The sequence below is a fragment of the Saccharothrix deserti genome (assembly GCF_009769385.1).
Lineage (GTDB): Bacteria > Actinomycetota > Actinomycetes > Mycobacteriales > Pseudonocardiaceae > Actinosynnema > Actinosynnema deserti.
In genome coordinates this window covers 173,373-198,887 of record NZ_VKAB01000022.1, presented here as the reverse complement: position 1 = coordinate 198,887, position 25,515 = coordinate 173,373, and the positions used below count along the sequence as shown (strand labels likewise).

The window sequence follows — 25,515 nt, the reverse complement described above, 5'->3', positions numbered from 1 at the left end:
CAGCGCTGCCGGCACCGTGTCAGCGTTGAAGCGCTTCACCTGATCTGACGTGAGGGGTTGTGCCGCGTGAGTTCCTCATCCCTGTCCGCCACCGGGCGGCTGCCGTTCCACGACTCCGATCTCGATGTGCGCAAGCGCGTCGATGATCTGCTCGGCCAGCTGACGCTCGACGAGCGGATCGCGATGCTGCACCAGCACGCACCGGCCGTGCCGCGGCTGGGCGTCGCCGCGTTCCGCACCGGCGCCGAGGCGTTGCACGGTGTGTCGTGGCTCGGCGTCGCGACGGCGTTCCCGCAGGCGGTGGGCCTGGGCGCGACCTGGGACGAGGACCTGGTGCGCCGCGTGGCCGAGGCGACCTCGGTCGAACTGCGCGCGTTCCACCTGCACCGCCCACCGGCCGAGGGGGACAGCCGGACGAGCCTGCAGGCGTGGGCGCCGGTGGTGAACCTGCTGCGCGACCCGCGCTGGGGGCGCAACGAGGAGGGCTACTCCGAGGACCCGGTGCACACGGCGCGAATCGCGGAGGCGTTCTGCCGCGGACTCGCGGGCGACGACCCGCGGTTCCTGCGCGCGGCCCCCGTGCTCAAGCACTTCCTGGCCTACAACAACGAGGACGACCGCTGCACCACTTCCTCCGGTGTGCGTCCCCGTGTGCTGCACGAGTACGACCTCGCGGCGTTCCGGCCCGTGGTGGAGTCCGGGGCGGCGACCGGCGCCATGGCCGCCTACAACCTGGTCAACGGTCGTCCGTGCCACGTCAGCCCGCTGATCGAGGACGAGCTGCGCCGCTGGGCCGAGCCGACCGGGCACGAGCTGTTCGTGGTCAGCGACGCGGAAGCGCCGTCCAACCTGGTCGACCCGGAGCACTACTTCGACGACCACGTGGAGTCCCACGCCGCCGCGCTCAAGGCGGGCATCGACAGCTTCACCGACCACGGCCTGGACAGCGACACCCCGGTCGGGCGGCTGCGCGAGGCGCTGGAACGCGGCCTGATCGACGAGATCGACATCGACCGCGCGGTGCGCCGGCAGCTCGCGCTGCGGTTCCGCCTCGGCGAGTTCGACCCGGACCTCGACCCGTACGCCGCGATCGGTCCCGACGTGATCGACCACCCGCACCACCGGGTGCTCGCCGCACGTGCGGCAACCGAGTCCGTGGTGCTGCTGAAGAACGACGGGCTGCTGCCGCTCGACAAGGCCGCGGCGCCCCGCGTCGCGGTCATCGGCCCGCTCTCCGACGTGCTGCACGAGGACTGGTACAGCGGCACGATGCCGTACCAGGTCACCATCGCCGCCGGTCTCGAAGAGGCGGTCGGCGAGGTGGTCCGCGTGTCGGGTGACGACCGCATCGCGCTGCGCTCCCGCACCACCGGCCGGCTCCTCGGTGACACCGAGTTCGACGTCACCGAGTGGGGCGACGACGTGGTGACCCTGCGGTCCGCCGACACCGGTCGCCACCTGGGCGCCAAGGACGGCTCACTGGTCATCGAGGAAGAGCGCATCAAGAGCTGGGACGTGCACGAGACGTTCTGGCTGGAGCCCGTCGCGGACGACGGCGACACGGTGCTGCTGCGCAACGTCCTCACCGGCCGTTACGCCGCGGTCGACCCGGCCGACGGCCGGGTGAACGTCACGGCCGAAACGCCCGAGGCCGCCGAGCGCTGGTCGCGGGAGTTGGTGCGCGACGGCGCGGAGGAGGCCCGCGCCGCCGCGGCCGCCGCCGACCTCGCGGTCGTCGTCCTCGGCAACCACCCGCTCATCAACGGCCGCGAAACCCAGGACCGCACCGGCACCGCGTTGCCCGAGACGCAGGCGGCACTGCTCCGCGCCGTCGCCGAGGTCCGGCCGGCGACCGTCCTCGTGGTGATGAGCAGCTACCCCTACGCCCTGGACTGGGCCGATGAGCACCTGCCCGCCGTGGTGTGGACTTCCCACGGCGGGCAGGAGACAGGTCACGCGCTCGCCGCCGTGCTGCTCGGCGACGCCGAGCCGGCGGGCCGGCTGCCGCAGACCTGGTACCGGGGCGACGACGACCTGCCCCACCCGCTCGACTACGACATCATCAAGGCGGGTTGGACCTACCAGTACCACCGGGCCGCACCGCTGTACCCGTTCGGCCACGGCTTGTCCTACACCGACTTCGCCTACGGCGACCTGCGGTTGTCGTCGGAGGTCGTGCCGCAGGACGGATCGCTCGACGTCTCGGTGACGGTGGCGAACACCGGTGCGCGGCCCGGCAGCGAGGTGGTCCAGGTCTACGCGCGGGCGTTGGGCGCCCGCTACGACGCGCCCCGGCTGCGCCTCGTCGACTTCCGCAAGGTCCGCGTCGGTGCGGGGGAGAGCGAGGCGCTGACCTTCCGGCTACCCGTCGAACGGCTCGCCCACTGGGACGTCGCCCGCGGTGCGTTCACCGTCGATCCCGGCGACTACGAGATCGTCATCGCCCGTTCCGCCGAGGACCACGTCCTCGTCGCACCGCTCACCGTCACCGGCGAGAACCCCACGCCGCGCGCGGTGGTCGACCGGCACACCCGCGCCGTCGACTTCGACGACTACTCGGAGCTCGTGCTCGTCGACGCGACCCGGGCCACCGGCGACGCGGTCGCCCCGGCCGACCCGGCGCGACCCGCGACACTGCTGTTCCGCTCCGCGGACCTGACCGGCGCTGTCGGCGTCGAGGTCGAGGTGGCGCGAGTGGGCGGTTCGGGGGAAGGGCGGCTGGAGTTCCGCCTGGCCGACCGGCCACTCGCCGTGGTCGACGTGCCGGTGACGGGTGATCGCTACACGTGGACGACCGCCACGGCCGAGTTCCCGGAGCGGTTGGACGGAGTCCACGACCTGTGGCTGACCCTGCACGGCGACTTCCGACTCGCCGCGTTCCGCCTCACCTCCTCCCACACGGCTGCCGAATGAGGAGCTCCTGACGTAGTGACTGGTGGCGTCGGAGTCGGCGCCGGCATGTGATGAACAGACCGTTGCCCTTGGTCGGACCCACTTGTGGGTCCGACCAAGGGCAACGGTCTGTTTGGCGTCGGTCGACCGGGACGACAACGCGCCCACCATGCGGACCGAAGGTGGTTCACGCTCATAGGCCAGGTGGAGGCGGAGCGCTCAACTATGAGTGCGACTCTCCACGTGCCGTTCCTTGACGATGGATGTGACACACCTTACTGTCGTGGGCGCTAACATTCGGTAGTTGCTTCGAAAGTTTCGGTCGGGTGGGTGCCTGCCCACTCCGGTGCCGCACTGCCTCCGGGCCGTGACGACCGAGCGCTCAATGCGGCCGTGCCGCCTGTCCCGTCGGTTTTGGAGGAGCGTCGTGAGACTCCGCTTACCACTGTTCTGTGCCGCTGTGGCCCTGGTCGCCGCCTGTACACCCGGCACCGGGGGCGGTGGCGGTGGTGACGGCAAGTCGTTCGAGTTCTGGTCGTTCTCCGCGATCAACCAGAAGCTGTCGGTCGACGCCTACAAGCAGAAGCACCCCGACGTCGACGTCAAGCTGACCGAGGTGGGCTCGTCGGTGGAGACGGCCCAGGCGCTCACCACCGCGCTGGCCGGCGGCAAGGTGCCGGACCTGGTGCTGATCCAGGGTGACGACCTGCCGAAGTTCGTGCAGCAGCCGCAGAACTTCGTCGACCTGCGGACGTTGGGCGCCGACGACATCAAGGGCGACTACCTGGACTGGGTGTTCAAGCAGAGCGTCGCCAAGGACGGCGAGGTGCTGGGCATCCCGACCGACGTGGGCGGCATGGCCATGGTGTACCGGACCGACCTGTTCGCCGCGGCGGGCCTGCCCACCGACCGGGAGGCCGTCAGCGCGCTGTGGCCGACGTGGGACGACTACATCGAGACCGGGAAGCGCTACAAGCAGCAGACCGGCAAGGCGTTCGTCGACAACGCGGCGACCAGCGTGTTCTACCAGGCGGTCAACCAGGTCTCCCAGAAGTACTACGACAACAACGAGCGCAAGCCGGTCTACGACAGCAACCCCGAGGTGAGGGCGGCCTTCGACCTCGGCATCAAGGCGGCCACCTCCGGGATCACCGCCGGGCAGACGTCGTTCGAGACCGCGTGGAGCGCGGGCATGGCGCAGGGCCAGTACGCGACCGTGGCCGCGCCGTCGTGGATGCTCAACAGCATCCGCAGCACCGCGCCCGACACCAAGGGCAAGTGGGACATCGCCCGCATCCCGGGCGGTTCCGGGAACTGGGGCGGCAGTTACCTGGCCATCCCCAAGCGCGCGCAGAACCCCCAGGCAGCCTGGAACTACATCAAGGAGATGCAGTCGCCGCAGGGGCAGTTGGAGCACTTCGGACGAGTCGGCGCCCTGCCTTCCACCCCGTCGGTCTACAAGGACGAGAAGCTCGCCACGGCGAAGGACCCGTTCTTCTCCGACGCGCCGACCGGCACGATCTACACCGACTCGCTGCTGGAGTTGAAGCCCTTCTACATCGGACCGGACAGCGCCACCATCGGCCAGGAGTTCCTCAACTCCATCACCAACGTCGAGCAGGCCGGTGGTAACCCGGCCACCGCGTGGGACGACGCGGTGCGCAACATCAAGACCGCCATCGGCGGGTGACGCCGTGGTCGCCGCGCTCACCCCGGTGCGCCCGGCGACACCGCCTCCCCCAGCCTCCGGGATTTCCCGGGGGCTGGGGGAGCGCCTGTCGCCGTACGCGTACATCGCCCCGTTCTTCGTCATCTTCGCGGCGTTCGGGCTGTTCCCGTTCGCCTTCACGTTCTACGTCGCCCTGTTCGACTGGAACCCCATCGGCGACCAGGAGTTCATCGGCCTGGACAACTTCACCCGCATGCTCGCCGACCCGAGGTTCTGGAACGCCACCCGCAACACGGTGAGCATCTGGGCGCTGTCGACGATCCCCCAGCTCCTGCTGGCCCTGCTGCTGGCCCACGTGCTCAACAACGCCCGGCTGCGGTTCGCGTTGTTCTTCCGCATGTCGATGCTGGTGCCCTACGTGACTTCGGTGGCGGCCACCGCGATCGTGTTCGTGCAGCTCTTCGACCGCGACTTCGGGCTGCTCAACTGGTTGCTCGGGCTGGTCGGTGTGGCACCGGTCGACTTCGTCCAGTCCACGTGGGGCAGTCACCTCCTGATCGCCACGATGGTGACCTGGCGGTGGTTCGGCTACACCACGCTGCTCTACCTCGCCTCGCTGCAAGCGGTTCCCCGCTCGGTCTACGAGGCCGCCGCCATGGACGGCGCGGGCCCCTGGCAGCAGTTCCGCCACATCACCGTCCCCTCGCTGCGGCCGATGATCATCTTCACCGTGGTCACGTCAACCATCGGCGGCCTGCAGATCTTCACCGAACCGCTGTTGGTCGGCACGGGCGGGCCGCAGTCCTGCGGTGTGGTGCGGCAGTGCCAGACACTGACGCTGTTCCTCTACGAGCAGGGCTTCGGGCAGTTCCAGTTCGGCTACGGCTCGGCGGTCGGCGTCGCGCTCTTCGTCATGGTCGTCGCCATCGCAGCGATCAACTACCTGCTGTCCACCCGGATCAAGGCGGACCGATGACGAGCACCACGCCGCAACCCCGACGCCACGGCCGGGTCCGCTGGTGGACCTACGTGCTGCTGGCCGCGGCCACCGTCGCGTGCCTGTTCCCGCTGTACTGGATGTTCATCGTCTCCACCACCGACAGCGCGACCGCGACGGAGATGCCGCCCGAGATCGTGCCGGGGGACAACTTCGTCCACCTCGCGGGACTGGTCCTGGACACCGTGCCGTTCGTGCAGTCGCTGCTCAACAGCCTGTTCGTGGCCACCGCGATCGGTGTGGGCCAGGCGGTGCTGTGCGCGCTGGCCGGGTTCGCCTTCGCCAAGCTCAACTTCTGGGGCCGCAACACCCTCTTCCTGATCGTCCTGCTGACCATGACCGTGCCCACGCAGCTCTCGGTCATCCCGCAATACCTGATCATGTCCTGGCTGGGCTGGGTCGACACCCTCCAGGCCCTGGTCGTGCCCGGCCTGGCCAGCGCCTTCGGCATCTTCTGGATGCGCCAGCACATCATCGCCACGGTCAGTGACGAACTGCTCCAGGCGGCGCGGATCGACGGCGCGAGCACCTGGCAGGTGTTCTGGCGGATCGCCTTCCCGATCGTGCGCCCGGCGGCGTTCGTGCTGGGCCTGTTCGGGTTCATCACCGCGTGGAACGACTTCCTGTGGCCGTTCATCGTGCTCAAGTCGCCTGAGCGGTACACCGCCCAGATCGCCATCAAGGCCCTCCAGAACAGCCTCGACGTCGACCTGGGCCTGGCCATGTCCGGCTCGTTCCTGGCCACCATCCCGCTGGTCGTGGTGTTCATCCTGGTCGGGCGGCGCATGGTCGCGGGCATCCTGGACGGCGCCTTCAAGGGCTGAGTGTGAGCCACCACGCTCTTTTCGGTGTCACGTGGCCGTCGAGTCATACGTGATCTCGACGGTCGTCTAGATTCTGAAACATATGAGATTGCCGATGCGGTCACGACCCGTGCACATGCGAAGGCCCGCACCCGCCGAGCGGGTGCGGGCCCTGGGGCGACTTGGTCAGACGGTGGCGGGTGCGGGCACGGCGGCGTCGAGAAGCGCGTCGACGCAGGCCTCGGCGGGACCGCGCAGCACGCTGTGCGCTTCCAGGAAGACCTCGTGGGCCGTGCGGCCGTGCCAGCCCGCCGGTAGCAGCTCGTGGGGCAGGTCCGGATCCCGGAACGGGAAGTGCCGGTAGTCGTGGACCAGCGTCATCCGCTCGACGAGCGCTGCCGTGCCCTGTAGGGCGCCCGCCCGGTAGCTCGGCAACTTGGGGCGGTAGACGTCGAGCAGTTCGGCGTACTCGCGGTCGAGTTCCGGCAGGTCCCACGCGCGGGCGGCGATATCGCGGTCGGCCTCCGCCCCCGCGGAACGCGACTGGAACACGTCGATCTTGATCGTCGGGTCGTCGACGAACGCGGCCGGCACCTGGCCGCCGCGGTCGTGCGGGCTGAGCCAGACGGCAGGCGAGAGCGGGCCGAACCCCAGCCAGGCCAGCTTCTTGCGCAACTGCTCGCGTGCCGCCCGGTTGGTCTCCGGCACCTGGTAGATCACCATGTGCCACTGCCCGTCCCAGGGACCCGCGGCGCGACCGAAGATGCGTTCGCGACCCTCGTCGAGCATCCGCCACGCCGTGTCGGTCAGCGAGTACACGGTCTCGCGCCCCTGCCGTTCGGTGGCGAGCCAGCCTTCCTTGCGCAACCGCGCGACGGCGACCCGCGTGGTGGCCTCGGGGACGTCGAAGCAGCTCAGCAGGGCCACCAGGCCGCGCAGCCGCACCGCGCCGCCCCGGTACCGCAGGTAGTCGCCGAACAGGTCGAACACCAACGACCGCGCCCGCATCGTCGCCCTCCCTCGCCGTCCGGCCGAGTCCGGCCGGCCCCGATCGAACGCTTGATGTGTGTCATTCTATTGACGCCCGTCGAATATTCGCAGCATACTCTGCCGCGTCTCGTGACGGTCGACGACAGTCACAACGCAGTGGAGGAGTCAGCGATGACCGAGACCTTCGTCCTGATCACCGGAGCGTGGCACGGCGGTTGGGGCTGGCGCCCGGTGACACAGCGGCTGCGTGCGGCGGGCCACGTCGTGGTCGCACCCACCCTGCCGGGGTTGGCCGACGGCGATGACCCGGCCGCGCACAGCCTCGCCGACGTGGTCGACGCCGTCGTGCGCACCGTCGAGGAATCCGACCTGCACGACGTCACGCTGGTCGGGCACAGCTGGGGCGGGTACCCGATCACCGGCGCGGCCCCGCGGCTGGCGGGTCGGCTGCGCAAGCTCGTCTACTGGAGCGCCTTCGTACCGACGGAGGGGCGGTCGCTGTTCGACGAGGTGCCTCCCGCGTACCAGGAGCTGTTCACCGCGCAGGCGGAGGCGTCGGGCGACAACTCCGTCACTTTGCCGTTCGAGGTGTGGCAGCACGCCTTCATCGGCGACGCGCCGGAGCCGGTCGCGCGGCTGCTGCACGAACTCCTGGTCCCCCAGCCCATGCGGTACTTCACCGAGACGGTCGCGCCGGTCGACTTCGACGCGCTGGGCGTGCCCGTCTCGTACGTGCTGGGTGAGCAGGACGTGGCGCTCCCGCCGGGCGAGTACGGCTGGAACCGCTTCGCCGACCGACTCGGTGTGCCGGCCCAGTCCGTGGCGGGAAGCCACGAGGCGTGCTTCACCCAGCCGGACGCGCTCGCCGACGCTCTGCTCAAGGCCTGATCAGCGGAGTCGACGTCGTGGCGGTGTCAGGGTTTCTTGACACCGTGTCCGCTTCGCTGCACCCGCCTTCTCCCACAGGGCAAAGCGTTCGTAGACCGTGGGCCACGGCGGGAAGTCCGCCGGCAGCGCCCGCCACTTGATGCCGTTGTCCACCACGGCCACATCCCGCTGACACCGCGTCGGCGGGATGTGGCCGTTGGCGAGGATCGGCGAACCGCCTACGCCCGAGCCCAGCGCTGGTTCGCGCCGGTGTGGCAGTTCCACACGATCACCGTGGTGCCGTTGGCTGTGCCGGCGCCGTTGACGTCGAGGCACAGCCCGTTCTGTGCGTTGCTGATCGTGCCGTTGCTGTTGACGTTCCACTGCTGGTTCGCGCCACCCTGGCAGTCCCAGATCCGCACCTGGGTGCCGGCGGCGGCGTTGGCCGGCATGTCCAGGCACTTGCCCATCACCTGCAGGGCCTTCCCGTTCACCGTGAACTGCTGGTTGGCACCGCTGTTGCAGTCCCAGATGATCATCTGCGTGCCGTTGGCCGAGTTCGCGCCGTTGACGTCCAGGCACCGGCTGCTCGCCTCGCCGCGCAACCGGAACGTGGTCGGGTCCGGGTCCGGGCCGGGGCCCTGCTCACCGGTGAAGAACTTCCACACCTCGCCCTTGACCCAGCTCCTGGCACCGCTCTCGCAGCCCGAGCACCCGTCCACGGGTCCCTGCTGGTGACCACCGTCGAACGGGGCCCAGACCACCGGGTACCCGGTCCGGCACCCCGAGTAGGCGGTGCTGATGTGCGTGTTGCTGCCCCGGGCCGGCTCCGGTGGGTTCTGCGCCGTGCAGCCGTTGTTGCGGACCCACCTGTCGCGCTGGCTGCGTCCACTGCCGATGTTGTCGTTGATGCCGTGGATGCCCATGTAGGCGACGGGCGCGGTGCCGCCCGCGCATCCACTGATCTCACCGGGCGAGGCGATGGCGGCGATGGCGCGGAACATCGTCGGCCGGGAGCACGCGAGCGAGATGCTCATCGCGCCGCCGTAGCTGAAGCCGAGCGAGAAGCGCTGCGTCGTGTCGACGCAGAGGTCGTCCTCGATCCGCTTGATCATGGCGTCGACGAAGTTGACGTCCTCGCCGCCGGAGTTGCCCCAGCCGTTGTTGAGGCCCTGGGGCGCGACGAAGATCGCGGTGTTGTTCGCCAGCCGCCGCAGCCCGTAGTGGGCGTAGACGTCCCCGTCGCTCCCGCCCGAGGCGACCTGGTCCATGGTGCCACCCAACCAGTGGAACCCGAAGACCAACCGGTGCTGGTAGGTGTTGTTGTAGGTGTCGGGGATGCTCAGGATGAAGCTGCGGGTCTTGCCGCCGCTCTGGATCGTGTGCGTGCCGCTGCGCAGGGTGGGTGTCTTGCCGCAACCCGGGGTGGCGGCGTTGGCGCCGACGTCGGACGCGGCCGCGGCGGGTGCGGCTGCGGGCGCGGGTGCGGACTCGGCGCGGGCGGACTCGGCGCCGGTCAGGAGGAGCACGGCGGCGGCGCCGATCAGCGTCCAACGCCGGTGGAATCTGTTGTCCTTCAACACTGATGTGCTTCCGTTCTGTGTGGTGTGCCTTCTTGATGGGTGCACGCCGGCTGATGGGTGCGGGCCGGCGTCACCCGCTGCCTTCCGGCGCGGTGTCGGCCGGGATCGTGCCGGAGTCCGGCCCGGACGGCAGGTAGACGTGCACGTGCCCCTTGCCCGCGTCGATGCTGATCACGTCCAACTGGAGCGCGGCGACCGACCAGGTTCGCAGTGCGAGCGTGCGCTGCGCGCCGGCCAGGGGCAGCAGGTCGCGCGCCAGTGGCTCGGGAGCGGTGGCCGCGGTGGCGAAACCGTCGACCGCGGCGGCGAGTTGTTGGACGGCGGTGCGCATCCCGGTGCGGGCGACGTTCACGCCGTTGCCCGCGGACGGTGTCTCCGCGTACCGCTGCACCTCCGCGGACACCACGTCGCGCCAGCCGCGCACTTCGTCGATCGTGGGCGCGGCCGGCGACGCCGTGTCCTGCAGGGGAGACGCTTTCGCCATCGCCTCCAGCACCGGTGTCAGGCGTTCCCGGCCACCCTTGGCGAGCTCGATCAACGTCCCGACCTGCTCGACGTCACGCTGCGCTTCGGCCTGCTTCAACTCGGCGATCCGGCGCTCCGTCGCGTCCGGCCCCGACGTCCACGAGCCGGACACGAACGCGACGGCGAACCCGAGCGCGAACGTGGTGACCAGGGCGGTGGCCGATCCCCACAAGGACCGCGGTGCTTCAGGGCGGCGGACGGGCTTGCCCGACCGTGTCCGTACCATCGGCGTGGTCCTGCCCATGAGCTTCCTCCTTGCGGGCTGGTGCGAAGGCGCGGCGGAGGTCCGCGGCTCCGGCTCGCGCCGGAGCCGCGGACGACCCGCTCAGGACAGCGTCCACCGCTGGTTGGTGCCGCCGTTGCAGGTCCAGATGATCAGTTGAGTGCCATCGGCCGAACTGCCGCCGTTGGCGTCGAGGCACTTGGTGCCGTTGCGGATCGTGCCGTCGGACTGCACGGACCAGTTCTGCGCGGAGGATCCGTTGCAGGTCCACAACTGCACCAGCGCGCCGTCCGCGGTGCTGCCACCGTTGACGTTGAGGCACTTGCCCAGGGCCTGGAGCGTCTGCCCGGTGCGCGTCCACGTCTGGTTGGTGCCGCCGTTGCAGGTCCACAGCTGGACCTTGGCGCCGTCGGTGCTGCTGCTGCCGTTGACGTCGACGCACTTGCCGCCGATGCCGACGATGCGGTTGGTCCCACCGCCAGGACCCGGTATGCCGACCCCGTTTCCGGTGAACGTCATCGAGTCGAGGTCGTAGGTGGTGCCTGTGCCCGTCTTGAACACCATGAACAGCTCCGTGGTGCCACCGGGGTTGGTGACGTTCACCGCGGGCGTGCTCGCGTAGTTGTCCCAGCCGCCGGTGCTCGGGACCGGGACCGTGGCGATCAACGCACCCGTCGGCGAACCGGCGCGCAGTTCGACCGATCCACCACCGCTCGGCGAGGACAGCCGGAGGGACACCTGGTTGATGCCGGTGAAGTTGTACGGGGTGAACGAGATCCAGTCGTTGTTGCCGATGTCGCCGACCCGCCCGCCGGACTCCGCACCGGACTGCGAGACCACGCGCACGCCGGAGGAGCCGGTGAAGAACTCGGCCTGCTTGCGCTTGGGCTGGAGCAGGACCTTGCGGCTGCCTTCCAGCGCGGGCACCCCGGTCGTGCCGTTGTCGGTGTACTTGCTGGCCGCCACCCAGAACGAGTTCAGCTCGGCGTGCGCGCTGTCGGTCTCGGCCTTGAGCGTGCCCGTGCAGCCGGGGATCGGTGAGAGGTCGTGCCCGTGCTGGTCGTGTCCCAGGGCAGGGGTCGTGGTCACCCTGGCGCAGTCGATGGTGCTGTCCTCGGGGTCGGTGACCGTGACCGTGTACGGGATCGAGTCGCCCCAGCCGAACATGCCGCCGTCCGGGATGCTCAGGTTGACCGTCGGCGCGGTGTTGCCCGAGGTCACGATCACGTTGGTCACGCCGGTCTTCCCACCGCCGTCGGTGACGGTGAGCTTGGCGTTGAACTGCCCCCTGGCGGTGTAGGTGTGCGTGGGGTTGGCCTCGGTGGACGTGCCGCCGTCACCGAACTCCCACCGGTAGGTCACCGGTCCGCCTTCCGGGTCACCGGAACCCGCGCTGGAGAACCGCACCGACAACGGTGAAGAACCCGAGGTGGGTGTCGCGGTCGCGGTCGCGACAGGACTGCGGTCGCCGCTCTTGTAGTCGATGCGGTAGAGCCCGGAGTCCGGGTTGTCCCGACCGTAGCCGGATCCCCACTCCAGCAGGTACATCGATCCGTCCGGGCCGAACTTCATGTCGATCGGCGACTTGAAGCTCAGGTTGGACAGGAAGTCGTTGATCTTCAGGAGCTTCCCGTCCTGGCCGACCCGGAACTCCCACATCCGGTTGCGCGACCACTCGCCGAAGAACGGGGTCTGGTCGAAGTAGGCCGGGAACTTGGTCGCCGACGGGTTGTTCGCGTCGTACTGGTAGATCGGGAACGCACCGGGCGCCTCGCCGCCGCTGGGGCTGCCCATCTCCGGGAACTTGTTCCCGTTCGCGCCGTTGCCGTACCAGACGTCGGCCTTGCGCGCGGCGGGCAGCTCGGTCAGGCCGGTGTTGTTGGGCGAGTTGTTCACCGGCCGGTCGCAGTTGAACTTCGCGCCGGACTGCCCGGTGGCGAAGTTGTAGTCGTTGAACGGGATGTTGTCGCCGATGCAGTACGGCCAGCCGTAGAAGCCGGGCGACGTGATGACGTTCCACTCCACGATCCCGGCGGGTCCGCGGTTCGCGTTGTCGTTGGCCGCGTCCGGGCCGTAGTCGGCCGCGTAGATCACGCCCGTCGTCGGGTGCACCGAGAACCGGAACGGGTTGCGGAAGCCCATCGCGTAGATCTCGGGCTTCGTCCTGGCCGTGCCCTGCGCGAACATGTTGCCGGAGGGGATGGTGTAGGTCCCGTTGGTCTCCGGGTGGATGCGCAGGATCTTGCCCCGCAGGTCGTTGGTGTTGGCCGCGGTGGCCTGGACGTCGTTGCTCGCCCAGCCCGGCCGCTCGTCGATCGGCGCGTAGCCGTCGGAGCGGTGCGGCTGGACGTCGTCACCGGTGCCGATGTAGAGGTTGCCGTTCGGCCCGAACGCGAGGTAGCCGCCGGTGTGGCCCGGCTCCGGGGCCTGCCGCGACGACGGGACCTTCATCAGCACCCGTTCGCTGGCCATGTCCAGCGTGTCACCGTTGACGGTGAACCGGGAGACGCGCGCGATGTCCTCGCCGCCGCCGGCGGGCGAGTACATCAGGTAGATCCACTTCGTGGTGGCGAAGTTCGGGTCGAGCGCGAGCCCGGTCAGGCCGTCCTCACCGCCCGTGTAGACGGGGATGGTGGCCGCGGTGACCGTGGTGCGGGTGTCCGGCTTGAAGATCTTCACCCGGCCGCCGTACTCCGCGTAGAACACGCGGCCGTCCTTGGCGACGTCGAGCTCCGCCGGTCCGACGGTGTTGTCGTCCAGCGCCACCTTCTCGAAGCTGCTCCACGCGGTGGGGCCGCAGTCGGCCTGGACCTTGCCGCCGGCCGACTCCACGCCGCCCTTGACGTGCTCGCGGAACAGCGGTTCGGAGTAGCTGGACGCCTGGTGGCCCATGGCGGTGGCCCACAGCCGACCGCCCTCGAAGTTGCGGCACCACGAGATCGGGTGGTCGTAACCCATCCTGCTCGTGCCGGGGTCGTACGTCGTCTCGTCCGCGGTCACCAACACGTGCGCGTTGCCGCGCGCCGAGCGGTTGAAGTTGTACCACTCCTCGGTGCGCGTCCACCGGTCCGGCAGCGCCGTGCCGGACGGGTGCTTGCGGTCGGCGACCTTGGCGGTGCCGGACACGGTGGCCGAGTGCTGCGTCATGGTCATGCCGAGCATCTGGTCCCACCACGGGAACTGCTGCTCGATGTTCATGTCCGTCGCGTTGTGGATCGCGACGAAGCCGCCGCCGGCGCGCATGTACTTCTGCGCCGCTGCGCGCTGCCCGTCGTTGTCCCACACCATGCCGGAGGTCTGGAGCATGACGACCACGTCGAACGTGGCGAGCGCGGCGTCGTTGAAGACCGACGAGTCCTCGCTCTTGGTCAGCTCCCACCCGTTCTGGGCGGCCAACTGCTCGAACATCGTGATCCCCGCCGGGATCGAGTCGTGTCGGTAGGCCCCGGCAGCGGTCTTGCTGAACAGCAGGACGTGGAACCCTTCAGGGTGTGCGGGCGCCGGCGGAGAAGCCAGCCCCGTCATCACCAACGCGCAACCTATGATCGATAACAGGCGCGCGAATCTGTGTCGCATTGCCACTCCTCTGGGGCATGTGAAGGCGACTGACTGGATTACGCGGCGGCGGCGTGCGGGAAGGTCGGCGGCGTCCGGCGGGTGTCACGGAACCGGTGGTTGCTGTACGCGTGCTGCGCTAGCCCGGTGCACGAGGGTCCGGCCGGCGCGGCGCACGGCACCGGCTCGGATTCGGCTGGAACACTCCGAGGTGTCGACCGCCGTGGGACTCAGGGCGTTTCACCAGGGGAGGCGGACTCTTCCGCACTCACCGGTGGCGATGATCGAACCCATCGACGAGCAGACATGAGCGCTCCCTCGGTGCGTCATTGCCCGGGTGCTGGATGTCATACAAGTACTCGTAGATCCGCCACGATTTGTAACACACATCCGCCGGGCGAGTCCAGATACGCGATCGCCGCGCGGGTGCTCCGACCGTCGCGGACAAGGGGCGCAACGTGGCCGATCGGCGCCCGGTCGCGGGTGTCAGCCGAAGAGGCGGCGCTGGATCTCGCGGCGGTAGTCCTGCAGGGTGTTGTCGAGGTGGAGGCCGGCGGCCGCCGCAGCGGCTTCGGGGTCGCCGTCGCGGATCGCCCGGTAGATCGCCAGGTGTTCCTCGACCGCCTCGGCCGCGTGGCCGCCGACGCTGCCGTGCAGCCCGATGGTGCTGGACTGGCGCTGCAGGCGGCGGGCTTCGCGCACCGCGGCCACCAGGAACTGGTTGTGGGACGCCGCGGCGACGGCGAGGTGGAAGTCCTCGTCGCCGCGATCGAACAGCGAGGTCTCGCCGGTCAGGTGGCCCTGTCGGCAGGTTTCGGCGGCGGCGCCGATGGCGCGCAGTTCGGCGGGGGTGGCATGGGTCGCGGCCAGTCGACTGGCCGCGGTCTCCTGCACGCGGCGGAACTCGAAGAGCATGTAGACGTGGTCGAGGTTGGTCGGCAGGAAGAAGCCTCCCCACCGGGAGGAGCCGAGCATGCCCTCGTCGTCGGCCACGTAGAGCCCGCGTCCCTTGTGCGCCCGCACCCTTCCGATCGCGGAGAGGATCTTGACGGCTTCCCGCACGACCGTCCGGCTGGTTCCCATCCGCGCGGCCAGTTCGTTCTCGGTCGGCATCCGGTCGCCCGGTTGCAACTCCAACTCGGCGATCAGCTGGAGGATCTGCTCCGCGACGAGCTCGTAGCCCGGCCGGTACGGACCGGTCGCCGGGGTGGTGTCCGGCTGCCCGGTCGGGTCCTCCGGCACAAGTGCGCCATCCGTCAACGCTGCTCCTTAGTGACGGGTCACCTGAAGAGTATGACGGCTCACCGCCGGCCACACAGCCTACATCTCAAGGGGGACGACCCGCGGGAGCATGCGGTGCGGTGCCTGACGCCGCACATCAGACGCCTGATGTGACGCGTCGCGGTCGCGGTGTGGTCGGCCCGCACCGGATAAGCATGCTCATCTGTCCTTGAGTGGATCCAGCCGGCAGTGGTTGTTCCTTGCTCACGCCGGCGTCGAACAGCGGTGTGCGGATGCCGCGTTCTCGACCCGCTCGGCTGCCCGTGCGGTGGGTACCAGCTCCACATCGCCCTCGCCGACGGCCTCGCCCAAGGTCACGGCGGTCACGTTCGGGCGGTCCGCCAGGCGGCGGCTGCCGGCGCCGTAGCCCGTGACGATCGCGGTCATCAGCGGCGGCACGTCGTACCGGGTGCCTGCGGCACGCAGCAGAGCGGCGCCGGTCGGCGTCACCGTCTCGCCGGGCACATCCGTTCCGGTGACGACCGCCCCGGTCAACAGGGCCGTTCACCGCGGACCAGCCGCGAGGTAGGGGATGGTCTGGGGTCCTTCCGGCGGACGCACACGCGCGCGCCGGGTGCCGTCGCAGGCCGAGATCGCGACCGTCTGGCCGGGGCGCACGCGGTCGCGCAACGGCGGTCCGGCGACGGGGGAGCGCAGCGCCGCGCGCAGGACGCCGACCTGATCGGCGGCGGCTTCGTGGTGCACGGGTTGGACCACGGTGGTGGCCGCCGGGTCGAGGTGGATGTCGAGCCCCGAGTCCCCGTAGGCGAGACGCACCTTCACAGTCGTTCCCCCGGCAGTCGGTAGGCGCGCGCGGCCGTGCCGCCGAACACCTCGCCGCGCTCGGCGGCGGTGAGCCCGGCGGTCAGCCCTTCGGCCGCCGCGACGACCTCCTCGTAGGAGGCCGCGAGCAGGCAGACCGGCCAGTCGGAGCCGAACATCACCCGCGACGGACCGAACGCGTCCAGCACCACGTCGGCGTACGGACGCAGGTCCGCCACGGTCCACCCGACCCGGTCGGCCTCGGTGACCATGCCCGACAACTTGCAGGTGACGTTCGGTTCGGCGGCGAGCTCACGGATGTGGGACGCCCACGGTTCGCGGTCACCGGCGGCGATCGGGGGCTTCGACAGGTGGTCCAGGACGAACGTCGCCCCGGGCAGCGCGCGCACGGTCTCGATCGCCGCCGGCAGCTGGTGGACGAGGGTGAGCAGGTCGTAGGCCAGCCCGGCCTCCGCCACCGCGCGCAGTCCGCGCCGGACGTCCGGCCGGGTCAGCCAACGCGGGTCCGGCTCACCCTGCACCAGGTGCCGCACACCGACGAGCAGGTCGCCGCCGGGACCCGCGCGCAGGGCGGCGAGTGCGTCGCCGATGCCGGCGTCGGTGAGGTCGACCCACCCGACGACGCCTGCCACCAGGCCTTTGCCCTCGTCGGCGGACAGGGACAGGAACTCGGCGGTCTCCTCGACGTCCGGGACGACCTGGACCAGGACCGTCCGGTCGATCTCCGCCGCCGCGGCGACGGACGACAGGTCGTCCAGGGTGAAGTCGCGGCGGATCGGGGCGAGGTCCGCTCCGTTCAGCCAGTCGTGGGCCCGAGGGCTCGGCCCCGTTCGGCCGGGGGCGCCAGGCAGGAGTCGCCAGACGTGGTGGTGCGCGTCGATCCGGATCATGTCGGGCGATGGCATCGGACTCCCTGCTCCGGCGCAAGTGTGCGCCGGCAGGCTAGCAATACATCCCATCTCATCGGAAGGGTGGTTTGTTCGCGCGGTCCCGGTGTTCGGCCTGTTCTATCGCTCTCACATGCGCATATGTCCTCGGGTGGCGCCTCGGTATGCCGTGTGATGCCGACGCGACTACGTCGGCGCCTCCCGAATCCATCCGATGTTCGCGTGCCGGTGGGCTGCCGGAGGTGACGGCGAGGTCAGGCGCGCTGGAGTTGGAATCGCTGGTTGTCGCCCCCGCCGGGGGTCCACTGCGAGATGCGCGCGCCGTCGGTGGTCGACGCGCTCCACACGTCCATGGCCAGGTTGCTGAGGCGGTTGACCAGGCTGACGACACCGCCGCCCTGGTCGACCACGCGCCACTGCTGGCTCGTGGCGTTGGTGTCCGGCCGCTGGGTGATGTCGGCGCCGGTGCTCGAGCTCGCGACCTGGAGCACCAGCCCGCTGTGCCGGGCCCGGACGCGGTAGTAGCCGCCGCCCGAGTCGACGAAGTCGAACTGCTGGTTCAGCCCGCCGGTCGACGACCACTGTTGCAGCAGGGCGCCGGAGGCGGTGGACACGCCGCTGATGTCGGCGAGCTTGCCGCTGTGCCGCGCGACGAGCCGGTAGTACACCCCCGGCTGGACGACCGACCCGCTGCCGCCGCCCTGCCCGGTCGCCCGGTACGTGTGCCCGGCCTGGCCGGGGAACTCGATGACGTCCGCCTCGGGCTTGGTCGGCTGCACGACCGCACCGCTCGTCGTGTCGCTCAGTTCGAACGTGCCGGTGAACACCCGGTTGCGGACCCGGACCGTGCCGTCGCGGTCCGGCGTGACGGAGAGGGTGATCGCGGTGCTGCTCCAGGTCGCCCCGACGGTGTGCCCGCCGCGCCCGCGCAGACCCGTCACGCTGCCGGCCGACCACGCCGGCGGCAGCGCGGGCAGCACGTGCAGCTCGCCGTTGTGGCTGTGCAGCAGCATCTCGGCGATGCCGGACGTGGCGCCGAAGTTGCCGTCGATCTGGAACGGCGGGTGCAGGTCGAACATGTTGGGCGCGAGCCTCGCCGGTGTCACGAGGTAGCGGATCAGGTCGTGCGCCCGGCCGCCCTCCTCCATCCGCGCCCAGTAGTTGATCTTCCAGGCCAGTGACCAGCCGGTTCCGTCGTCGCCGCGCAGCTGGAGGGTCCGGCGGGCGGCCTCGAACAGCTGGGGGGTGCCGCGTTTGGTGATCTGGTTGCTCGGGTGCAGGCCGTACAGGTGCGAGACGTGCCGGTGGTTCGTCTCGGGCTCGACCCAGTCGTAGAGCCACTCCATGATGTTCCCGCGCGAACCGACCCGCATCGGGGCGAGCCGTTGACCCGTCGCGCGGACCCGCGTGCGGAAGTCGGCGTCCACACCGAGCACCTCCGAGGCGCGGGCGCAGCCTTCGAACAGGTCGCGCAGGATCTGCATGTCCATCGTGGGCCCCGCGGCCACGCTGGCGTTCGCGTGGTGCGGCAGTTCCGGCGAGTTCGAGGGGTTGGTGACCAGCCACTTCAGCGTCGGTTCCTCGACCAGGGTGTCGAGGAAGAACTGGGCGGCGCCCTTCATCGCGGGGTAGTACGACCGCAGGAACTCGACGTCGCCGGTGAACAGGTAGTGGTCCCAGATCATGGTGGCGAGCCACGCGCCGCCCGTCTGCCACATGCCCCACATCGCGCCGTCGACGACCGAGGACCCCCGCCACCCGTCGGTGTTGTGGTGCGTGACCCAACCACCGGCGTTGTACTGCGCACGCGCGGTGCGTGCACCGGTCACGGTGAGGTCGTTGATCATGCGGAACACCGGCTCGTAGCACTCGGCGAGGTTCGTCGAGTCGGCCGGCCAGTAGTTCATCGGCAGGTTGGCGTTGATGGTGTACTTCGAGTCCCACGAAGGTGTCAGCTGGTCGTTCCAGATGCCTTGCAGGTTCGCCGGCTGGGTGCCCGGCCGCGACGACGAGATCAGCAGGTACCGGCCGTACTGGAAGAGCAGTGCGGAGAACTGCGGGTCGGACGTGGTGTTGTGCTGGGCGATCCGGACGTCGGTCGGCTGGTCCGCCGCCGCGGTGCGGCCGAGGTCGATGGCGACCCGCCCGAACAGCCGCTGGTAGTCGGCCACGTGCCGGCTGCGCAGCACGTCGTACGCCGTGCCCTGCGCGGCGTTGAGGCGTCCCCGGGCGATGCCCTGGTAGTCGCCCGCCACGTTCCGGTAGTCGACGTAGCTGGTGCCGATCGAGATCAACAGGGTGACGCTGTTGGCGTTGGTCACCCGCAGCGTGCCGCCGGAGCTGCTGGTGCTCCCGCCCTCGGCGATGGCCTTGGCCAACGCGAGGAACCGGACCGAGCCCGCGATGCCGCGCTGGTCGCCGGACCGGCCGTCCAGCCCGATCGTGGTGCCGTCCGGGCTCGACGCCGTCGCCCGCTGCGGCGTGCTGAACGACGCGGTGAACGAGATCGACCCGGGCGTCTCGGCCGTCAGGCGCATCGCGATCACCTGGTCGGGCGCGCTGGCGATCACCTCGCGCCGGTACCGCACGTTGTTCGCCACGTAGGTCACGACCGTCGTGGCGGTGGTCAGGTCGAGCCACCGCTGGTAGCCGGAGACCGTGCCGGGGCCGGGGAAGGCGAGCCTGAGGTCGCCGACGGTCTGGTAGGCGAGCTGGCCGGCCGGGTTGCCCAGCATCGCCTGGTCGATGAGGGTCTGCGCCTGCGACCACTGGTTCGCGAACACCAGGCGTCTGATCTCCGCCAGGGCGGCCGCACCTCGCGTGTTGGTGTAGTCGTGGGGACCGCCGGCCCACACCGTGTCCTCGTTGAGCTGCAACCGCTCCGTGTCGGCGTTGCCGAAGACCATCGCGCCGAGGCGGCCGTTGCCGATCGGCAGCGCGCGGAGCCACTCCGTGCCTGCCTGCCGGTCGTACCACAGCGCCAGGTCGTTGACCGCGCGCACTTCCGGCGGCGCGGTCGACCCGGCACGGGCCACCGCCGTCCAACCGCCCGGCATCAGCACGGCTCCGGCGCTCGCCGCACCGAACTTCATCAGTCGCCTACGTGGCAGATCGGGCATGCCGGGTCCTCCGGAGTGGGTGGATGGAGGCAGGGTTGTCCCTGTCGCAGAACCGGGAGCGAGGCGGAACCGTCCTCAGTGGAGCACCAGAAGCACGGCGCGTGTTCGAAGGTAGCCATCGGCGAACCTGGTCGTCAACGCAATGCCCGATCCGCTCGCAGCCGGATGAGGCAATCCCGAGCGCTAACAATTTAGCAATGGCGGTCCCCGGCCTCCGGTGTCGGCGCTCCATTGAGGACATTGGATGGGCCGAATGCATTAGACGTACGACGCCGTTGCTTTAGCCGGTTTTTAGCACCTAGCCTTCATCCCTGGCTCGAACCGGTTCGAACCCTGCGTTGCCCGATTCGTTCGGAGTCCTCATGGTTCAATGGCGAACTGTCCCTGTCGTGTCCGCCGCGTTCCTGATCGCGTGCGGAGTCGGTCCGCCGCGGCCATCTCGTGTCGGCGCCGGCCGGTCGACGGGTTGACCGCAAAGGGTCGTCCGAGTTTTCGCGAGTTCGCCTGGGAGCGCTCCCGGAGAGGGTGCTGCCCCGGTGCCGCGCGTCTTTTTCGCAAATCCGCTGCGCAATCCGCTCCCCGCGGACAGCGCCGGCCGTGTCGAAGCCCGTCAGATGAGATCAAAGGGTGTGAGCCTGCCATGAGATACCGAGTCAGGGCGGCGTTGACCGCCGCTCTCCTCGTGGCCGCCGGTGTGGTGGCGACGGTGATCGGCTCCTCGTCACCGGCCGCCGCGCACGCGGTCAACCCCGCCGACTTCCAGCAGGTCGAGCTGGCCCGAGGGGTCGGCGAAGTGGGTGAGCCGATGACGCTCGCCGTGTTGCCGGACCGCTCGGTGCTGCACACCGCCCGCAACGGGACGGTGCGCCGCACCACGGCCGCGGGCGTCACCAGCGTGATCGGCACGGTGCCGGTCTACACGCACGACGAAGAAGGCATGCAGGGCATCGGGGTGGACCCCGGCTTCGCCGCCAACCGGTTCATCTACCTGTTCTACGCGCCGCCGCTGTCCACCCCGGGTGGTGACGCACCGGCCACCGGAACGGACTTCTCGGCGTGGAAGGGGGTCAACCGGCTGGCCCGGTTCACCCTGAACGCCGACTTCACGCTGAACATGGCCAGCCAGGTCACCGTGCTGGAGGTGGGGACCGACCGGGGCAACTGCTGCCACGTCGGCGGCGACATCGACTTCGACGCGGCCGGCAACCTGTACCTGTCCACCGGTGACGACTCCAACCCGTTCGACTCCAGCGGCTACACCCCGATCGACGAGCGGACCAACCGCAACCCGGTCTACGACGCGCAGCGCAGCGCGGGCAACACCAACGACCTGCGGGGCAAGGTGCTGCGGATCAAGGTGAACCCCAACGGCTCGTACTCGATCCCGCCGGGCAACCTGTTCCCGGTCGGCACGGCCAACACCCGGCCGGAGATCTACGCGATGGGCCTGCGCAACCCGTTCCGCTTCAACGTGGACCAGGCGACCGGCGCGATCTACCTCGGCGAGTACGGGCCGGACGCGGGCACGAGCAGCAACACGCGTGGGCCCGCCGGCCTGGTGGAGTTCAACCGGATCACCTCTGCGGGCAACTACGGCTGGCCCTACTGCGTCGGCTCGAACACCACGGCGGAAGCGTACGTCGACTACACGTTCCCGTCGGGGCCGTCCGGCAGCCGGTTCAACTGCGCCGCGCCGGTCAACAACTCGCCGCGCAACACCGGGCTGGGCACGCTGCCCGCCGCGCGCTCGGCGTGGATCAAGTACGACAACTGCTCCTTCGCCGCGTTCGGCTGCGGCTCGGAGTCCCCGATGAGCGCGCCGGTGTACCGGTACGACGCGGCCAACCCGTCGTCGATCAAGTTCCCGGCCGCGCTGGACGGGCACGTGTTCGCGACCGAGTTCGGCCGGCGCTGGATCAAGGCCATCGACGTCAACGCCGACGGATCGGCCGGACAGGTCAGCGAGTTCCCGTGGCGCGGCACGCAGGTCATGGACGCCACCTTCGGGCCGGACGGCGCCCTGTACGTGCTGGACTACGGCACCGGCTGGGGCAGCGGGGACGCCAGCTCCGCGCTCTACCGCATCGAGTACAACCCGGCCGGGAACAAGGCGCCGACCGCGCGGGCCGGCGCCGACCGAACCTCCGGCAGCGCACCGCTGACGGTGAACTTCTCGTCGGCCGGCTCCTCCGACCCCGAGGGCAGCGCACTGACCTACTCGTGGAACTTCGGCGACGGCACGACCTCCACGGCCGCCAACCCGAGCCACACCTACACGGCCAACGGCCAGTACTCGGTGACGCTCACGGTGACCGACACCGGCGGACGCTCCGGCTCCGCCAACGTGTCGATCTCGGTCGGGAACACCGCGCCGACGGTCAAGCTGGACGCGCCGATCAACGGCACCCTGTTCAGCTTCGGGGATGCCGTGCCGTACACCATCACGGCGTCGGACGCGGAGGACGGCACGATCGACTGCAGCCGAGTGAAGCTGAGCTACGTGCTCGGCCATGACAGCCACGGACACCCGATCACCACGCAAACCGGCTGCTCGGGCACGTTGCAGATCCCGGTGGACGGTGAGCACGACACGGCGGCGAACCTGTTCGCCGTGTTCGACGCCGAGTACACCGACTCCGGCGCGAACGGTCAGCCGCCGGTGACCACGCACACGCAGCACGTGCTGCAGCTGCGGCACCGCCAAGCCGAGCACTTCTCGACGCAGTCCGGCACCGCTCTCTACGACAAGGCGACCGCCGAGGGCGGGCGGACCGTCGGCGACATCCAGAACGGCGACTGGATCGCGTTCGAACCGTACGCGCTGGGCGGGACCACGAGGTTCACCGCCCGGGTGTCGTCCGCCGGCTCGGGCGGCACGCTGTCGGTGCGGACCGGTTCGCCCACCGGACCGGTGCTCGGCACGGTGACCGTGCCGGTGACCGGCGGGTGGGAGACCTTCACCGACGTGTCCACCACCCTGTCCAACGTGCCGAGCGGAACCGTCGCGCTGTACCTGACGTTCGCGGGCGGCACGGGCACCTTGTTCGACGTGGACGCCTACACGTTCGGCACGTCGACGGGTGGCACGCGGACCGGGCCGATCGTTGGGGTCGCGAGCAAGTGCGTGGACGTGAACGGTGGTAGTTCGACCGATGGTGCGAAGGTGCAGTTGTGGACGTGCAACGGTGGTGCGAACCAGCGTTGGACGGTGACCGGGTCCACGTTGCGCGCACTGGACAAGTGCATGGAAGTAGCCGGTACCGCTGACGGCAGTGTGGTGCGGTTGTGGACCTGCAACGGCGGTGGTGGTCAGAACTGGACCGCCGGTGCCAACGGTTCGTTGGTGAACCCGCAGTCGGGCAAGTGCCTGGATGCCAATGGCGGTAGTTCCGCGGACGGCACGCAGTTGATCATCTGGAGCTGCCACGGCGGCACCAACCAGCGATGGACCCTGCCCTGACGAACCCTGCCCTGACGAACCCTGCCCGGATGAAACCGGCAAGGACCGCGATGTGGCATCGCTCCCACGACAGGAGCGATGCCACATCGCCCTCCTCCCAGGAGGCTAAGAGATGAGAAACTCCCTCACCCGACGCGCGATCGGCGTGGTTGCCGCCGCCTTGACCGTCGCCGCGCTCAACTCCAGCCCACCGGCCGTCGCGGCCGACGCGCCGTACGACGTGCTGGTGTTCTCCAAGACCGCGGGCTTCCGGCACGACTCGATCCCGGCCGGCATCCAGCTGATCCGGGACCTGGGCGCGGCCAACAGCTTCACGGTGACCACCACCGAGGACTCGAACCAGTTCACCACCACCAACCTGGCCCGGTACGAGACCGTGGTGTTCCTCAACACCACCGGGGACGTGCTCAACACCACGCAGCAGACCGCGTTCGAGTCCTACATCCGGGGCGGGGGCGGGTACGTCGGCATCCACTCGGCGTCCGACACCGAGTACGACTGGCCGTTCTACGGCGAGCTGGTCGGCACGTACTTCACCTCGCACCCGGCCATCCAGCAGGCGACGGTCCGAGTGGAGAACCGGGCGCACGCGGCCACCGCGCACCTGAGTCCGGCGTGGACCCGGACCGACGAGTGGTACAACTTCCGCGGCAACGTCCGGTCCACGGCACGGGTCCTGGCCACGTTGGACGAGTCGACCTACTCCGGCGGCTCGATGGGTGCCGACCACCCGCACACCTGGTGCAAGACCGTCCAAAGCGGACGCTCCTTCTACACCGGCAGCGGCCACACCCAGTCGACCTACGCCGAGGCCGGGTTCCGCTCCATGATCCTCGGGGGCATCCGCTACGCGGCCAACCGGACCGATGCCGACTGCCGGCCGGAGAACGGCTACACCGCGCTGTACAACGGCTCCACCACCGGCTGGTCACAGGCCGGACCGGGCGGCTTCACCAACAGCGACGGCACGCTGACCTCGTTCGGCGGCCAGGGCCTGTTCTGGAACAGCGCGCGCGAGTACCGCTCGTACTCGCTGAAGCTGGACTGGCGGATGCCCGGCGACGACAACTCCGGGGTCTTCGTCGGCTTCCCGCCCAGCACCGACCCGAACTCCGCGATGAACAACGGCTACGAGGTGCAGATCGACGCCACCGACACCGCGGACAAGACCACCGGCGCGATCTACGGGTTCAAGGGCGCCGACCAGGCCGCCCGTGACGCCGCGCTCAACCCGCCCGGCGAGTGGAACACCTTCGAGCTGCTGGTCGAAGGCGAGCGCCTGCAGGTGTTCCTCAACGGCGTGCAGGTCAACGACTTCACCAACACCGACCCGGCCCGGTCGCTGGTGTCCGGGCACATCGGCATCCAGAACCACGGCACCGGCGACGACGTGTCGTTCCGCAACATCCGCATCAAGGAACTGGGCGGCACCGTTCCGCGCACCGGGCCGATCACCAGCGGCTCCGGTAAGTGCGTGGACGTCAACGGTGGCAGCTCGGTCGACGGTGCGAAGCTGCAGTTGTGGACGTGCAACAGCGGTGCGAACCAGCGTTGGACGGTCAACGGGTCCACGTTGCGCGCGCTCGACAAGTGCATGGAGGTGGCGGGTACGGCCAACGCCGCCGCGGTTCGGTTGTGGACGTGCAATGGCAGCGGTGGTCAGAACTGGACTGCCGGTGCCAACGGTTCGTTGGTGAACCCGCAGTCGGGCAAGTGCCTGGACGCCAATGGTGGTAGTTCCGCGGACGGCACGCAGTTGATCATCTGGAGCTGCCACGGCGGCACCAACCAGCGGTGGACCCTGCCTTGAACCGAAGGAGTGTTCGATGAAAACCAGCGGTGAGGCCCCCGCCTCCCCACAGGCACGACGCAGGCGACCGG

Annotated in this window: 17 protein-coding genes; 7 read left to right on the top strand and 10 right to left on the bottom strand. The window is 69.6% G+C overall.

Annotation, left to right across the window (positions count from 1 at the left end):
* The first annotated feature begins 66 nt into the window (after window positions 1-66).
* The 4 genes from FM051_RS31360 (at window position 67) to FM051_RS31345 (ending at window position 6,382) form a co-directional block, all read left to right on the top strand.
* Window positions 67-2,913 (top strand): glycoside hydrolase family 3 protein, encoded by a 2,847-nt coding sequence (locus tag FM051_RS31360; RefSeq protein WP_158849675.1) that lies wholly within the window; start codon window positions 67-69, stop codon window positions 2,911-2,913.
* A gap of 439 nt (window positions 2,914-3,352) precedes the next feature.
* The gene (locus tag FM051_RS31355) at window positions 3,353-4,582 is read left to right on the top strand and encodes an ABC transporter substrate-binding protein (RefSeq protein ID WP_202919108.1); all 1,230 of its coding nucleotides are present in this window, start codon (window positions 3,353-3,355) and stop codon (window positions 4,580-4,582) included.
* A gap of 4 nt (window positions 4,583-4,586) precedes the next feature.
* The gene (locus FM051_RS31350) at window positions 4,587-5,537 is read left to right on the top strand and encodes a carbohydrate ABC transporter permease (protein WP_238412782.1); all 951 of its coding nucleotides are present in this window, start codon (window positions 4,587-4,589) and stop codon (window positions 5,535-5,537) included.
* The gene (locus tag FM051_RS31345) at window positions 5,534-6,382 is read left to right on the top strand and encodes a carbohydrate ABC transporter permease (RefSeq protein WP_158849673.1); all 849 of its coding nucleotides are present in this window, start codon (window positions 5,534-5,536) and stop codon (window positions 6,380-6,382) included. Before FM051_RS31350 ends, FM051_RS31345 begins: the two co-directional genes overlap by 4 nt.
* 165 nt (window positions 6,383-6,547) lie before the next feature.
* Here the strand turns inward: FM051_RS31345 and FM051_RS31340 are convergent, their stop codons facing one another.
* Window positions 6,548-7,369: a PaaX family transcriptional regulator gene (locus FM051_RS31340; RefSeq protein WP_158849671.1), complete on the bottom strand. Its 822-nt coding sequence runs from the start codon at window positions 7,367-7,369 to the stop codon at window positions 6,548-6,550.
* Window positions 7,370-7,522: 153 nt separating this feature from the next.
* Here FM051_RS31340 and FM051_RS31335 point away from each other — a divergent pair, with 153 nt between their 5' ends.
* Entirely contained in the window at window positions 7,523-8,239 is a 717-nt protein-coding gene (locus FM051_RS31335) for an alpha/beta fold hydrolase (RefSeq protein ID WP_158849669.1), read from the top strand.
* Here the strand turns inward: FM051_RS31335 and FM051_RS54075 are convergent, their stop codons facing one another.
* The 9 genes from FM051_RS54075 to FM051_RS31290 all read right to left on the bottom strand — a co-directional run bounded on the left by FM051_RS54075 (window position 8,240) and on the right by FM051_RS31290 (window position 20,174).
* Entirely contained in the window at window positions 8,240-8,392 is a 153-nt protein-coding gene (locus tag FM051_RS54075; RefSeq protein ID WP_420803639.1) for a transposase, read from the bottom strand.
* Window positions 8,393-8,457: 65 nt separating this feature from the next.
* Window positions 8,458-9,798 (bottom strand): RICIN domain-containing protein, encoded by a 1,341-nt coding sequence (locus tag FM051_RS31325; protein ID WP_238412781.1) that lies wholly within the window; start codon window positions 9,796-9,798, stop codon window positions 8,458-8,460.
* A 73-nt stretch (window positions 9,799-9,871) separates the two neighbouring features.
* Window positions 9,872-10,552 carry a hypothetical protein gene (locus FM051_RS31320; RefSeq protein WP_158849665.1) on the bottom strand — a complete coding sequence of 227 codons (681 nt, stop codon included), beginning with the start codon at window positions 10,550-10,552 and terminating at the stop codon, window positions 9,872-9,874.
* A gap of 99 nt (window positions 10,553-10,651) precedes the next feature.
* Window positions 10,652-14,074, bottom strand: a complete 3,423-nt coding sequence (locus tag FM051_RS31315) for a ThuA domain-containing protein (RefSeq protein WP_238412786.1) — start codon at window positions 14,072-14,074, stop codon at window positions 10,652-10,654.
* Window positions 14,075-14,590: 516 nt separating this feature from the next.
* A complete protein-coding gene (locus tag FM051_RS31310) occupies window positions 14,591-15,364 on the bottom strand; it encodes a FadR/GntR family transcriptional regulator (protein ID WP_238412780.1) in 774 nt (257 codons plus the stop codon).
* Window positions 15,365-15,589: 225 nt separating this feature from the next.
* On the bottom strand, window positions 15,590-15,880 hold the full coding sequence (gene larC, locus FM051_RS31305) for a nickel insertion protein (RefSeq protein WP_202919107.1): 291 nt from the start codon (window positions 15,878-15,880) through the stop codon (window positions 15,590-15,592).
* 9 nt (window positions 15,881-15,889) lie between these two features.
* On the bottom strand, window positions 15,890-16,168 hold the full coding sequence (locus FM051_RS31300; protein WP_238412779.1) for a lactate racemase domain-containing protein: 279 nt from the start codon (window positions 16,166-16,168) through the stop codon (window positions 15,890-15,892).
* Window positions 16,165-17,073, bottom strand: coding sequence for an amidohydrolase family protein (locus FM051_RS31295; protein WP_238412778.1), 909 nt, complete (start codon window positions 17,071-17,073; stop codon window positions 16,165-16,167). The genes FM051_RS31300 and FM051_RS31295 overlap by 4 nt, the downstream gene beginning before the upstream one ends.
* A gap of 236 nt (window positions 17,074-17,309) precedes the next feature.
* On the bottom strand, window positions 17,310-20,174 hold the full coding sequence (locus FM051_RS31290) for a glycosyl hydrolase family 95 catalytic domain-containing protein (RefSeq protein ID WP_158849661.1): 2,865 nt from the start codon (window positions 20,172-20,174) through the stop codon (window positions 17,310-17,312).
* Between the two features lie 640 nt (window positions 20,175-20,814).
* On the opposite strand from FM051_RS31290, the gene FM051_RS31285 reads away from it, so the two are divergent.
* Entirely contained in the window at window positions 20,815-23,634 is a 2,820-nt protein-coding gene (locus tag FM051_RS31285; RefSeq protein WP_158849659.1) for a PQQ-dependent sugar dehydrogenase, read from the top strand.
* A 112-nt stretch (window positions 23,635-23,746) separates the two neighbouring features.
* A complete protein-coding gene (locus FM051_RS31280; RefSeq protein ID WP_158849657.1) occupies window positions 23,747-25,444 on the top strand; it encodes a ThuA domain-containing protein in 1,698 nt (565 codons plus the stop codon).
* Window positions 25,445-25,515 lie beyond the last annotated feature (71 nt).